The following is a 12,127-nucleotide window of genomic DNA, read 5'->3' on the forward strand; positions in this document are numbered from 1 at the left end:
AAAGCTTCGTTCATTATTTCTCCACCGAGAAGGGGCAAAAAGCGCCTGAAACATGGCGCTGAAACCCAGGATCGACCCGATTATCGCGACCTGCCCGGACGGCATGTCATTCAAAAAACAGGACACTCAATGACGACAAGAAACGATTGCCTGGCGCTTGATGCTCAGGACGCTCTGGCGCCACTGCGTCAGCAATTTGCACTGCCCGAAGGCGTGATCTATCTGGACGGCAACTCCCTGGGCGCGCGGCCGGTTGCCGCATTGGCGCGTGCTCAAGCGGTGATCGCCGAAGAATGGGGCAATGGTCTGATCCGCAGTTGGAACAGCGCTGGCTGGCGCGACCTGTCCGAGCGTCTGGGTAACCAATTGGCCGGGCTGATTGGCGCCCGTGACGGTGAAGTGGTGGTGACCGACACCACCTCGATCAACCTGTTCAAGGTGCTCAGCGCCGCCCTGCGGGTGCAGGCCACCCGGTCGCCGAAACGGCGAGTGATCGTCACCGAATCCAGCAATTTCCCGACCGACCTGTACATCGCCGAAGGTCTGGCCGACATGCTGCAACAGGGCTACACCTTGCGCCTGGTCGGTAGTCCCGAGGAGCTGCCGCAAGCGATAGACCAGGACACCGCTGTGGTCATGCTCACCCACGTCAACTACAAGACGGGCTACATGCACGACATGCAGGCCATGACCGCGCTGGCCCACGAGTGTGGCGCGCTGGCCATCTGGGACCTGGCGCATTCCGCCGGTGCGGTGCCGGTCGACCTGCATCAGGCGCGTGCCGATTACGCTATCGGCTGCACCTACAAGTACCTCAATGGCGGTCCCGGCTCGCAAGCGTTTGTCTGGGTGTCGCCCGATCTGTGTGATCTGGTGGCGCAGCCGTTGTCTGGCTGGTTCGGGCATTCGCGGCAGTTTGCCATGGAGCCTCGCTACGAGCCGAGCAACGGTATCGCTCGTTATCTGTGCGGTACCCAGCCGATCACTTCGTTGGCGATGGTCGAGTGCGGTCTGGATATTTTCGCCCAGACCGACATGGCCAGCCTGCGCTGCAAATCCCTGGCGCTGACTGACTTGTTCATCCAGTTGGTCGAGCAGCGTTGTGCTGCACATGAGCTGACGCTGATCACCCCGCGCGAACACGCCAAGCGTGGCAGCCACGTCAGCTTCGAACATCCCGAAGGTTACGCGGTGATCCAGGCCCTGATCGCCCGTGGTGTGATCGGTGACTACCGCGAGCCGCGGATCATGCGCTTCGGCTTCACCCCGCTGTACACAACCTTCACCGAAGTCTGGGATGCGGTGCAGATCCTCGGTGAAATTCTTGATCAGAAAACCTGGTCGCAAGCGCAATTCCAGGTACGCCATAGCGTCACCTGATACACCCCGACGTCCTTGTCTTGCTGCCGGATTTTACCGGCAGCAGGGATTCGGTCGCCGCCAATAAAACGTTCTGTGAAAACACAACAATAAGGAGCACGCAGAATGAAACTGTCCCTCTGGCCCGCCTTGCCGCTCGCCATCAGCAGTTGCCTCGGTCAACTGGCCTACGCCGCCACCGACAATGGATTCGTCGAAGACAGCAGCCTGACCCTGACCAACCGTAACTTCTATTTCTACCGCAACAACCTCAATAATCCTGGCGGTCAGAATTATCGGGACGAATGGGCTCACGGGATCATGCTCGATTACCGCTCTGGCTATACCCAGGGCTCCGTGGGTTTTGGTATCGATGCCTATGCGCAACTGGGCATCAAACTCGACAGCGGCAGGGGCCGTACCGGCACCGGTTTGCTGCCGGTCGATTCCGATGGTCGCCCCGAGGATGAGTATTCCGAAGCGGGCGGTGCGCTCAAGGCGCGGATCTCGAAGACCGAACTCAAGTACGGCAACTTGACGCCGCTCAATCCGGTATTTGGCACCGGTTCCGCGCGACTGTTCACCACTTATGCCAACGGTTTCCAGCTGACCAGCAGTGAATTGAAAGGGCTGCAACTCGATGCTGGTCATTTCACCTCTGGCAACGACAGTGCATCGACCAATGACGACGGCGCCCTTAAAGCGCTGTATGCCGGGGTGGAAACCCGCAGCGTCGATTATCTGGGCGGCAGCTATGCGCTGAGCGATCAGTTGAGTGTCAGCCTTTACGGTTCGCAGTTCACCGACATCTGGCGGCAGTACTACGTCAACACCAACTACAGTTTCGCGCTCAGTGAAAACCAGTCACTGAGCCTGGACCTCAACCTTTACCGCACCGACGACACGGGCCAAAGTCTGGCCGGCAAAATCGACAACACCACCTGGTCGCTGTCCGCCGCCTACAAGGTCGGCGCACATCGGTTGACCCTGGCGTACCAACGCGTCGATGGCGATGAGCCGTTCGACTATCTGGGTTTCGATCAGCAGCCGGGCACTTCGATTTTCCTCGCCAACTCGATTCAAGTCCTCGACTTCAACGCCCCCAACGAACGTTCCTGGCAATTGCGTTATGACCTGGACATGGCACCTTTCGGCGTGCCGGGCCTGAGCTTCATGTCGCGTTACGTCAGCGGTGACCATATCGACGACAGCCACTACGACGGCGGGGCTAATGGCGCTTATGGACGTTACGGCAGTGACGGCAAGCGCTGGGAACGTGACATTGAAGCGCGCTACGTCGTGCAGTCGGGCACGGCCAGGGATCTGTCGGTACGGGTGCGTCAGGCCAGTGTGCGTTCGACCGCTCAGGTGGCCCGGGCGGACACCACCGATAACAACGAAGTCCGGGTGATTATCGAGTATCCGCTGAGTATTTTCTGATCCGTGTCCTGCTGTGTGTGGCTGATCCCCACGCGTAATCCCAACGACTTGCTCTCTTCAAGAAAGACAATATTCAGAGGACAGAAAAATGACCGATACCACCGGTTTTGAAAGCATATCCAAACGTGAACACGGCCTCAGGCGCCAGCTCACGTCGGGTCAGATGAGCATGATCGCGATTGGCGGCGCGATTGGCACCGGACTGTTTATGGGCAGCGCCTACGCCATCAGCTATGCCGGGCCGAGCGTGCTGCCCAGCTACGCCATTGGCGCGATCATCACTCTGCTGTTGATGGGCTGTCTGGCGGAAATGACCGTCGCCCATTCGACCTCGGGTTCGTTCGGCGCTTATGCCGAATTCTATGTCAGCCCGTTGGCCGGGTTTCTGGTGCGCTATGCCTATTGGGCGGCGATTGTGCTGGCGGTCGGCACGGAAGTGACGGCGGTGGCGATGTACATGAAGTACTGGTTTGCCAACGTGCCGGAGTGGATATGGATCGTCTCGTTTTCCAGCATCCTGATCGTACTCAACGCCATCAGCGTGAAGACATTCGGCACCTTCGAATACTGGTTCTCGACCATCAAGATCGGCGCGATTGTCGGCTTCATCATCCTCGCGGTGTATGTGGTATTCGGCTCCGGCAACGCGGATTACGGTGTGCACAATTACACCGCCCATGGCGGCTTTTTCCCCAATGGTCTGCAAGGGATGTGGATCGCGGTGATCGTGTCGATCTTCAGCTACTTGAGCGTAGAGATGATCGCGGTGGCCGCCGGTGAAGCGCAGGACCCGGAGCGGGCAGTGAAGAAGGCCTTTCGCGCGACCATCGTGCGGCTGGTGGTGTTTTACTTGCTGACCCTGGCGCTGATGTTGGCCATCGTACCGTGGGTTCAGGCCGGTCACGCCCAAAGCCCATTCGTCACGGTCATGCAAACCATCGGCATTCCCGGCGCAACCGGGGTGATGAATTTCGTGATTCTGATCGCGGCGTTGTCGGCGATGAACAGCCAGCTCTACATCACCACGCGCATGATGTTCAGCCTGTCACGTGGCGGCTATGCACCCAAATCCATGGGCGTATTGAGCAAGACCGGGATCCCGCTGAATGCCTTGTTGCTGTCGAGTTCTGGCATTGCCCTGGCGACCTTGCTCAACGTTCTGTACCCGGAAAGTTCGTTCACCTTGATGATGGCGATTTCCATGTTCGGCGCCATTTTCACCTGGTTCATGATCTTCCTGACTCACTACTGTTTCCGTCGCTACCATGAGCGCAATGGCGAACGAAAACTGTCGTTCCGCATGCGTCTGTTTCCCTACACCACGTTGTTGGGATTGGTGCTGATGGGCGCGGTGATGATCACCACCTACTTCACCGAAGCCTTCAAAATGACCCTGGTGTTCGGTGTGCCTTTCCTGCTGGTCCTCACGGTTGTCTACGGCCTCTTTTTCAGAAAACCCAAGGCGGCCGGGGCATTGAGTCCGCTGCCAAAGGTTTAGACAGGAGATGCCTGGTGTCGGCCGGTGGTTTTCAAAGACTGCCGAGCCGGCATTGATCCTGAGCACTCTTGAGGCTCGCCTCGAAGGCTTCCAGCCCGCAATGGAGTTGCTGCAATGCGCCGATACTGTCCATCAGTTCGCGTTTCTTGTCCGCAATGGCTACTCGAGCAAGCTCCCACGGAAGTGCCTCGCCCCGGTGTTGTTGAAACATCGCCTGCAATTCTTTGAGCCTGAAACCCAGTTGTTGAGCACACTTGATGAAGATCAGCAGCTCGACGCTTTGCTGGTTGTAGATCCGGTATTTGCCCTGGCGCTGTGCGGGCGGTAACAAGCCGATGGCTTCGTAGTGACGGATACTCTTGACTGTGCTTCCCGACAGCCGCGCAGCTTTGCCGATATACATGAAAAATCCCTTTTTTGAATGTCCCGGAGTGCGCCCAAAAAGCCAGCGCATTATCAGGGAGATTCAACGGCCGGCGATAGCGGTCGCTTGTTTGAGCCACGTCTCCCGTTGCGCTGCTTTGGAGCCGAGAATCGGCCCGAAGGTGAGGGTCCGGGTTGGCTTGATGCCGCAGAATTCCAGGGTGGTTTTGCGTATCTGGTGCAACCCGGGCATGCGATAGACCCAGCGGTAATACCAGGGCGGCGTGTCCATGGTCACCAATAAATGCGCGCTGCGACCCTGTAGCAGTTTGTCGGGAAAGGCTTTGCCTTCGCGGTATTTGAACGCGAAACCCGGCAGGAACACTCGATCGAAAAAGCCCTTGAGCAACGCCGGAACTCCGCCCCACCAGATCGGATAAACCAGCGTCAGGTGCTCGGCCCACACAATGTCCGCCTGAGCGCGGCACAAGTCGGCTTCCAATGGTTGGACCTGTTGATAACCTTCACGCAGCACCGGGTCAAAGTCCATTGCGCCCAGAAACAACTGGCGCACCTCATGCCCGGCACGCACCGCCGACTGGGCGTAACGTTCGGCGAGTGCGCCGCAGAAACTGTTGCTCGCCGGATGACCCAGAATCACCAGAATTCGTTTGCCCATCGTCTCTGTCCTTGAAGATGAAAGTACAAGGGTAAAGTCTGCCCCTCAGGGGAGAGTCAAGGTGTGCAGCAAGGCCTTCGCATAACCTGGCAGCGTCTCAAAGTCCCGCGTACAGAGCAGGAGTTTGCGTTGAGCCCAAGGTTCTTGCAGGGCGAGACGCTTGAAGGATTGTTCTCCACGCCAGCGTTCAACCGCCGCGAGGGGCACGATCGCCAGCCCGGCCCCCCGGGCGACCATGCGCATCACGCCCTCAAAACCGTCGGCACGGATGCGGATTTGCATGCGCGACCCGGTGTGCAGCGCCTGTTCTTCCAGGTATACCGCCAAGGCGCTGTTGGCGTTCAGGCCAACGTAGTCGTGGTGCAAGGTGTCGTTGAAGCTTAAAGATTCGATGTCGGCCAAAGGATGGTCGCGGGGTAGGATCAGTACCAGCGGATCGTCGCAAAAGGCGCGGGTCTGTAGGCCATCGGTGTCTACTGCGTCGGACACGATACCGAGGTCCGCCGCACCTTGGCGCAAGGCGTGGGTGATGCGTGCACTGGGCAGTTCTTGTAGATCAATGTCGAGGTTGGGGTGGCCGCGCAGAAAGTCCGCGAGTAACTCCGGCAGATATTCGGTCATCGCCGTGGTGTTACACAGCAGCCGCACCTGACCTTTGACACCGTTGGCGTATTCCGCCAGATCCTGCTGCATGCGTTCAGCCTGTTGCAGCAGGACGCGGGCGTGTTGCGCCAGGGCCTTGCCGGCCGGGGTCGGGCTGACACCGCGGCGACCTCGCTCCAGGAATTCGATCCCCAACGAAGCCTCCATGGCGCGGATGCGCGCACTCGCCGCCGCCAGGGACAGATGACTGCGAGCGGCGCCGGCGGTGATGTTGCCGCTGTCGAGGATGTTCAGGTAGAGGCGCAGGTCGGTCAGGTCGAAGTGCATTGTTACTGCCTCTGGATTTTTGTTTTTCGGGCGGACGCCTTCGTCGGAATGCCGCCCAGACCAAGCCCGCTCCCACAGGGATCTGCGTCGTACACAGAACTTGCGTCCCAATGTGATTAAATGTGGGAGCGGGCTTGCCCGCGAAGGCGTCAGTTGTGACACCGATGTCTTTAGCCTCTTGCTGAGCAAGAGGCTGCCTCAGTATATGGCAGATTTTCAAGCAGCCAATCCGGGCTCACGATAGCGCCATGAATACTCTCGCCGCGTTCTATCAAAACCTCGGTCTGGCCCTTTCATTGATGGTCATCGCGACCTTTCTGCTGGCCGGCATGATTAAAGGTGTGATTGGCCTCGGTCTGCCGACCATCGCGATGGGTTTGCTCGGTCTGGCTATGGCGCCGTCACAGGCTGCCGCGCTGCTGATCATCCCCGCAACGCTCACCAATGTCTGGCAACTGGCATTTGGCGGGCATCTGCGGGGGTTGATCAAACGGTTGTGGCCGATGTTGCTGGCGATCTTCATCGGCACCGGGGCCGGCACGTTGTGGATCGGCATGGCCGGTGGTCATTGGGTCGTGCGGGGATTGGGCGCTGCGCTGTTGCTCTATGCGTTGAGCGGATTGTTACTACCGACCTTGCGTGTCGGCCATCACACCGAGCGCTGGCTCGGTCCGCTTTGCGGCCTGTTGACTGGCGTCATCACTTCGGCCACCGGCGTCTTCGTGATTCCGGCAGTGCCTTATCTGCAAGCGCTGGGCTTGAGCAAGGATGAACTGGTGCAGGCGCTGGGCTTGTCGTTCACCGTCTCGACCCTGGCCCTGGCCGCCGGCCTGTTATGGCGTGGCGCACTCGGCGGTGGCGAGTTAAGTGCGTCGTTGCTGGCGCTGATCCCGGCGGTGCTCGGCATGTTGCTGGGGCAACGGCTACGTCAGCGGATCAGCGCGATGCTGTTCAAACGTGTGTTCTTCATCGGCCTGGGCGTGCTCGGCGGCCACTTGCTGATCAGCGGGTAGCGGACGACGGGCTGAGCATGTCGATGGCACGGATATCGAAATCCCGTTCCAGGTACTCATCGCGCTGCTCGAGGAACTGCTTCATGTGCGGCAGGTTCGAGTGCACATCAAGGTGGGCCTGGGACTGCCAGATCTCGTAGAAGATAAACAGCGTCGGGTCCTGTTTGTCGCGCAACATGTGGTACTCGATGCAACCGGGTTCGGCGCGGCTCGCTTCCACATAACCGCTGAAAAACGCTTCAAAGGCGTCAGATTTTTCCGGGCGGGTCTTGGCGTGCAGGATGAAGCCTTGCATTTCACTCATTAGAAAATCCCTCAAGTTCAGAATCGGCGCAAGTGTATGGCAACAATCGCCTGTCGATTCGTGCGTATGGGTCAAATGAATTTTGTGAATTCAGCGCTTATTCCGCGTGAGGCGGATCGCTACTCTGCCCCCATCGAATTCCAACCTTCCGAGACTTCCCATGAAAAAAGTCCTGTTGCTCAATGGCGGCAAAAAATTTGCCCACTCCGATGGCCGCTACAACGCCACCCTGCATGAAGCCGCGCTGAGCGTGCTGGATCGCGGCGGCGTCGACGTGAAAGCCACCTTCATCGACGAGGGTTACGACGTCGCCGAAGAAGTCGCCAAATTCCTCTGGGCCGACGTGATCATTTATCAAATGCCTGGCTGGTGGATGGGCGCGCCCTGGACCGTGAAAAAGTACATCGACGAAGTCTTCACCGAAGGGCACGGCAGCCTTTACGCCAGCGACGGCCGCACCCGTTCCGACGCGTCGCAAAAATACGGCAGCGGTGGTCTGTTGCAGGGCAAGCAGTACATGCTTTCGCTGACCTGGAACGCGCCGCAGCAAGCCTTCGACGACCCGACCGACTTCTTCGAAGCCAAGGGCGTGGACGCGGTGTACTTCCCGTTCCACAAGGCCAACACCTTCCTCGGCATGACCGGTTTGCCGACGTTCCTCTGCGTTGATGTGATGAAGCGCCCAAATGTCGACGCCGATGTGGCGCGCTATGAGCAGCATTTGACCGAGGTGTTCGGTCTGCCGGCGTAAGCGTTTCGGGCTACTATCCGTCGCAACGGCGGGAAAGATCGCAGCCTGCGGCAGCTCCTACAGGTGTACGCATAATCATGTAGGAGCTGCCGAAGGCTGCGATCTTGGCGATTCATGTCACGCCCATTCGCGAAAGAGGACACACGTGAAAGCCAGATCCGATGAGTTGCAGATTTTCGTCTGCGTGATTGAATGCGGGTCGATTTCCGCTGCGGCCGAACAGGTCGGGCAAACGCCTTCGGCAGTCAGCCGTACGCTGTCGCGGCTGGAGGCGAAACTCGATACCACGCTGATCAACCGCACCACGCGGCGCATGGACCTGACCGAGGAGGGCAAGTACTTCTTTGAGCATTCCAAGCTGATTCTCGACCAGATGGACCAGCTTGAAGAACGCCTGACCTCACGCCAGCAAACCCCGTCCGGGCGTCTGCGCATCAACGCCGCCTCGCCGTTTATGCTGCACGCCATCGTGCCCTACATCGATGAGTTCCGGCGGCTCTATCCGGACATCCATCTGGAACTCAACAGCAACGATCTGATCATCGATTTGCTGGAGCAAAGTACCGACATCGCCATCCGTATCGGCACCCTGGCCGACTCGACGCTGCATGCCCGCTCGTTGGGGTGCAGTCCGCTGCACATCGTCGCCAGCCCGGCTTATCTTGAACAACACGGCGTACCGGCTGAAGTGGCGGATTTGTCCGGGCACACGCTGCTGGGCTTTACCCAGAACGAAGGCCTCAACCAATGGCCGCTGCGGTACGTTCACGGTGATCGTTGGCCGATTCAGGCGTCAATCAGCGCGTCCAGCGGTGAGACGATCAGGCACTTGGCGCTGGAAGGTCAGGGCATTGCTTGCCTGTCGCACTTCATGACGATTGATGACATCCGCGCCGGCCGTTTGCAGGTGCTGCTGGCGGATTTCAACAGCGGCTATCGCCAGCCGATCAATGCGGTGTACTACCGTAACTCGCAACTTGCGCTACGGATTCAATGCTTCCTGGACTTCATCCAGGGCAAATTGGCGGCTTACGCGAACGCGGATTTCAAGGGCTGATTCGTGACCCCTGCGCAAGAGTGAATTGGGCAACGCTGTCTGTTTCCGCAGGCATCGGTCCTCGATACTGGCTGCATCACTTATTAACGCAGGGAGTCTCTCCATGAACGTATTCGTAACCGGCGCTGCAGGTTTTATCGGCGGCTCCATCGCCACCGGTCTGGTCCAGGCGGGTCATAAGGTCACCGGCCTGGTGCGCAGCGCCGAACAAGCCAATGAACTGAGCGCTCTGGGCATCACCCCGGTGCTTGGCACGCTTGACGACAGCGCCCTACTGGCCGAACAGGCCCGCGCTGCCGACGCCGTGATCAACGCCGCCAGCAGCGACCATCGCGCTGCGGTGGACGCGTTGCTCGATGCACTTCGCGGTTCCAACAAAGTGTTCCTGCACACCAGCGGCTCGAGCATTGTTGGCGATGCGTCGGGCGGTAAATCCAGTGACGTTATCTATTACGAAGACAACCTGCCGGAGCCGACCGTCGACAAGGCTGCTCGCGTGGCCATCGACAACCTGATCCTCGCCGCAGCGAAGGACGGCGTGAATTCGGCAGTGATCTGCAACACCCTGATTTACGGTCACAGCCTGGGTGTGAAACGCGACAGTGTGCAGTTGCCACGCTTGCTGAAACAGGCGCGCAAAAGTGGTGTGGTCCGGCATGTCGGTACCGGTCAGAACATCTGGTCTAACGTGCACATCGAAGACGTGGTTTCCCTGTACCTGCTGGCGCTGAGCAAAAACGTACCGGGCACCTTCTACTTCGTCGAAAGTGGTGAAGCGTCGTTCATCGACATGACCACTGCGATCGCCCAAGCGCTGAATCTGGGTGAGCCACAATACTGGCCGCTGAAAGAGGCCGAAGCCGAGTGGGGTTATGAAATGGCCAACTATGGCCTGGGCTCCAACAGCCGGGTTCGCGGTAAAAAGGCGCGGGAGTTGCTGGGCTGGGCGCCGAAGCGGACATCGGTGATTGAATGGATTCGTGACGAGATGGTTTGAGTTCGCTCTAAACCGCTTCATCGTTCATCGTCGGAACGCCGCCCGGAGCCGGCTCGCTCCCACAGTGGATCTTCGTCGTACACAAAATCTGTGTCGAGTGCAGATCAAATGTGGGAGCGAGCCTGCTCGCGATTGCGTTTCTGACGACCCAACAACTGGCCGGGCCGCCCTCAATTCCGTAACATCCGCCCCCTCTTTTCCCGCCTGTATTTTAGGTCAGCCATGAAACCCAAACATCTGCGTGCCGATACCCTGGCCGGGCTCACCACGTCTTTCGCTCTTCTACCCGAATGCATCGCCTTCGCGCTGGTTGCGCACCTCAATCCATTGATGGGGCTTTACGGCGCTTTCATCATTTGCACCTTGACCGCGCTTTTCGGTGGGCGGCCGGGCATGGTGTCCGGCGCTGCCGGGTCGATGGCGGTGGTGATTGTTGCGTTGGTGGTGCAGCACGGCGTGCAGTACTTGCTGGCCACCGTGCTGCTGGGTGGGTTGATCATGCTGGCGTTCGGGTTGCTGAAGCTTGGCAAGTTGGTGCGCATGGTGCCGCACCCGGTGATGCTCGGCTTCGTCAACGGTCTGGCGATCATCATTGCCCTGGCGCAGCTGGAACACTTCAAGAGCGGTGACGTCTGGCTCAGCGGCACGCCGCTGTACTTGATGGCAGGGCTGGTTGCCGTGACGATGGCCATCGTTTACTTGCTGCCGCGCCTGACGCGCGCCGTGCCGCCGGCGCTGGTGGCGATTCTGGGCGTTGGACTGGCGGTTTATCTGCTCGGTCTGCCAACCCGCACCTTGGGTGACATGGCGCACATTGCCGGCGGTTTGCCGACCTTTGCGCTGCCAGACATTCCCTGGAGCCTGGAAACCCTGCGCATCATCGCTCCTTACGCGATATTGATGGCGTTGGTCGGCTTGCTGGAAACCCTGCTGACCCTGAACCTCACTGACGAGATCACCGAGAGCCGTGGCTACCCGGATCGCGAGTGTGTGGCGCTGGGGGCGGCCAACATGGTCTCCGGGCTGTTTGGCGGTATGGGCGGTTGCGCCATGATCGGGCAAACCGTGATCAACCTCAGTTCCGGTGGTCGCGGTCGGCTGTCCGGTATTGTGGCCGGTGTGCTGATTCTGCTTTTCATATTGTTTTTGTCGCCGCTGATCGAACGCATCCCGCTGGCCGCGTTGGTTGGGGTCATGTTCGTGGTGTCGCAGCAGACGTTCGCCTGGGCCTCGCTGCGGGTGTTGAACAAAGTGCCGCTGAACGACGTTTTGGTGATCATCGCGGTAACGGTCATAACGGTGTTCACCGATCTGGCCACTGCGGTGCTCTGCGGGATCATTATTGCGGCGCTCAACTTCGCCTGGCAGCAGGCCCGGCAACTTTACGCCGACAGTCATCTGGAGACCGACGGCAGCAAGCTTTACCGCGTGCATGGCACCTTGTTCTTTGCCTCTACCACGGCCTTCCTCCGACAGTTCGATCACGCCAACGACCCGGTCCAGGTGACCCTTGACTGTCGCCACCTGAGCTTCGTCGACTACTCGGCCATCGCCGCGCTGAATGCGCTGCGAGAGCGCTATGCCAAGGCCGGCAAGCACCTGCGCGTGCTGCACTTGTCCGAACGCTGCAAAAAACTGCTCAAGCGCGCCCGCGTGAATCACGACTGAGGGTGATCGATCGTTCCCACGCTCCGCGTGGGAATTCCGCCCGGGACGCTCTTCGTAAGTCGTGACGC

At 59.3% G+C, this 12,127-nt stretch carries 12 protein-coding genes; 8 read left to right on the forward strand and 4 right to left on the reverse strand.

The features are described 5' to 3' along the window. The first annotated feature begins 129 nt into the window (after window positions 1–129). The 3 genes from kynU (at window position 130) to ACA059_RS03390 (ending at window position 4,297) form a co-directional block, all read left to right on the forward strand. Window positions 130–1,380 (forward strand): kynureninase, encoded by a 1,251-nt coding sequence (gene kynU, locus ACA059_RS03380; RefSeq protein WP_497632721.1) that lies wholly within the window; start codon window positions 130–132, stop codon window positions 1,378–1,380. A 105-nt stretch (window positions 1,381–1,485) separates the two neighbouring features. Next, window positions 1,486–2,799: an OprD family porin gene (locus ACA059_RS03385; protein WP_497632722.1), complete on the forward strand. Its 1,314-nt coding sequence runs from the start codon at window positions 1,486–1,488 to the stop codon at window positions 2,797–2,799. 88 nt (window positions 2,800–2,887) lie between these two features. Then, a complete protein-coding gene (locus tag ACA059_RS03390; RefSeq protein WP_497632723.1) occupies window positions 2,888–4,297 on the forward strand; it encodes an amino acid permease in 1,410 nt (469 codons plus the stop codon). A gap of 31 nt (window positions 4,298–4,328) precedes the next feature. Here the strand turns inward: ACA059_RS03390 and ACA059_RS03395 are convergent, their stop codons facing one another. From ACA059_RS03395 to ACA059_RS03405, 3 genes are all read right to left on the reverse strand, one after another. Further along, entirely contained in the window at window positions 4,329–4,700 is a 372-nt protein-coding gene (locus ACA059_RS03395; protein WP_497634623.1) for a MerR family transcriptional regulator, read from the reverse strand. Window positions 4,701–4,763: 63 nt separating this feature from the next. Beyond that, window positions 4,764–5,339, reverse strand: coding sequence for an NAD(P)H-dependent oxidoreductase (locus tag ACA059_RS03400; RefSeq protein WP_497632724.1), 576 nt, complete (start codon window positions 5,337–5,339; stop codon window positions 4,764–4,766). 45 nt (window positions 5,340–5,384) lie between these two features. Beyond that, window positions 5,385–6,269, reverse strand: a complete 885-nt coding sequence (locus ACA059_RS03405) for a LysR substrate-binding domain-containing protein (RefSeq protein ID WP_497632725.1) — start codon at window positions 6,267–6,269, stop codon at window positions 5,385–5,387. 248 nt (window positions 6,270–6,517) lie between these two features. Here ACA059_RS03405 and ACA059_RS03410 point away from each other — a divergent pair, with 248 nt between their 5' ends. After that, on the forward strand, window positions 6,518–7,282 hold the full coding sequence (locus ACA059_RS03410) for a sulfite exporter TauE/SafE family protein (protein WP_497632726.1): 765 nt from the start codon (window positions 6,518–6,520) through the stop codon (window positions 7,280–7,282). On the opposite strand, the gene ACA059_RS03415 is transcribed toward ACA059_RS03410, so the two are convergent. Beyond that, window positions 7,272–7,586, reverse strand: a complete 315-nt coding sequence (locus ACA059_RS03415; protein ID WP_008149093.1) for a putative quinol monooxygenase — start codon at window positions 7,584–7,586, stop codon at window positions 7,272–7,274. The genes ACA059_RS03410 and ACA059_RS03415 overlap by 11 nt on opposite strands. Before the next feature lie 160 nt (window positions 7,587–7,746). Here ACA059_RS03415 and mdaB point away from each other — a divergent pair, with 160 nt between their 5' ends. The 4 genes from mdaB (at window position 7,747) to ACA059_RS03435 (ending at window position 12,059) form a co-directional block, all read left to right on the forward strand. Next, entirely contained in the window at window positions 7,747–8,337 is a 591-nt protein-coding gene (mdaB, locus tag ACA059_RS03420; RefSeq protein WP_497632727.1) for an NADPH:quinone oxidoreductase MdaB, read from the forward strand. 145 nt (window positions 8,338–8,482) lie between these two features. Then, on the forward strand, window positions 8,483–9,394 hold the full coding sequence (locus ACA059_RS03425; protein ID WP_497632728.1) for a LysR substrate-binding domain-containing protein: 912 nt from the start codon (window positions 8,483–8,485) through the stop codon (window positions 9,392–9,394). Window positions 9,395–9,497: 103 nt separating this feature from the next. Continuing rightward, the gene (locus tag ACA059_RS03430; protein WP_497632729.1) at window positions 9,498–10,391 is read left to right on the forward strand and encodes an NAD-dependent epimerase/dehydratase family protein; all 894 of its coding nucleotides are present in this window, start codon (window positions 9,498–9,500) and stop codon (window positions 10,389–10,391) included. Window positions 10,392–10,613: 222 nt separating this feature from the next. Further along, the gene (locus tag ACA059_RS03435) at window positions 10,614–12,059 is read left to right on the forward strand and encodes a SulP family inorganic anion transporter (RefSeq protein WP_497632730.1); all 1,446 of its coding nucleotides are present in this window, start codon (window positions 10,614–10,616) and stop codon (window positions 12,057–12,059) included. Window positions 12,060–12,127: the final 68 nt, after the last annotated feature.

Source organism: Pseudomonas sp. LBUM1647 (assembly GCF_059716175.1).

Coding starts and splice junctions, on each gene's coding strand:
- kynU (WP_497632721.1), top strand. CDS start 130: ATGACGACAAGAAACGATTGCCTGGCGCTTGATGCTCAGGACGCTCTG.
- ACA059_RS03385 (WP_497632722.1), top strand. CDS start 1,486: ATGAAACTGTCCCTCTGGCCCGCCTTGCCGCTCGCCATCAGCAGTTGC.
- ACA059_RS03390 (WP_497632723.1), top strand. CDS start 2,888: ATGACCGATACCACCGGTTTTGAAAGCATATCCAAACGTGAACACGGC.
- ACA059_RS03395 (WP_497634623.1), bottom strand. CDS start 4,700: ATGTATATCGGCAAAGCTGCGCGGCTGTCGGGAAGCACAGTCAAGAGT.
- ACA059_RS03400 (WP_497632724.1), bottom strand. CDS start 5,339: ATGGGCAAACGAATTCTGGTGATTCTGGGTCATCCGGCGAGCAACAGT.
- ACA059_RS03405 (WP_497632725.1), bottom strand. CDS start 6,269: ATGCACTTCGACCTGACCGACCTGCGCCTCTACCTGAACATCCTCGAC.
- ACA059_RS03410 (WP_497632726.1), top strand. CDS start 6,518: ATGAATACTCTCGCCGCGTTCTATCAAAACCTCGGTCTGGCCCTTTCA.
- ACA059_RS03415 (WP_008149093.1), bottom strand. CDS start 7,586: ATGAGTGAAATGCAAGGCTTCATCCTGCACGCCAAGACCCGCCCGGAA.
- mdaB (WP_497632727.1), top strand. CDS start 7,747: ATGAAAAAAGTCCTGTTGCTCAATGGCGGCAAAAAATTTGCCCACTCC.
- ACA059_RS03430 (WP_497632729.1), top strand. CDS start 9,498: ATGAACGTATTCGTAACCGGCGCTGCAGGTTTTATCGGCGGCTCCATC.
- ACA059_RS03435 (WP_497632730.1), top strand. CDS start 10,614: ATGAAACCCAAACATCTGCGTGCCGATACCCTGGCCGGGCTCACCACG.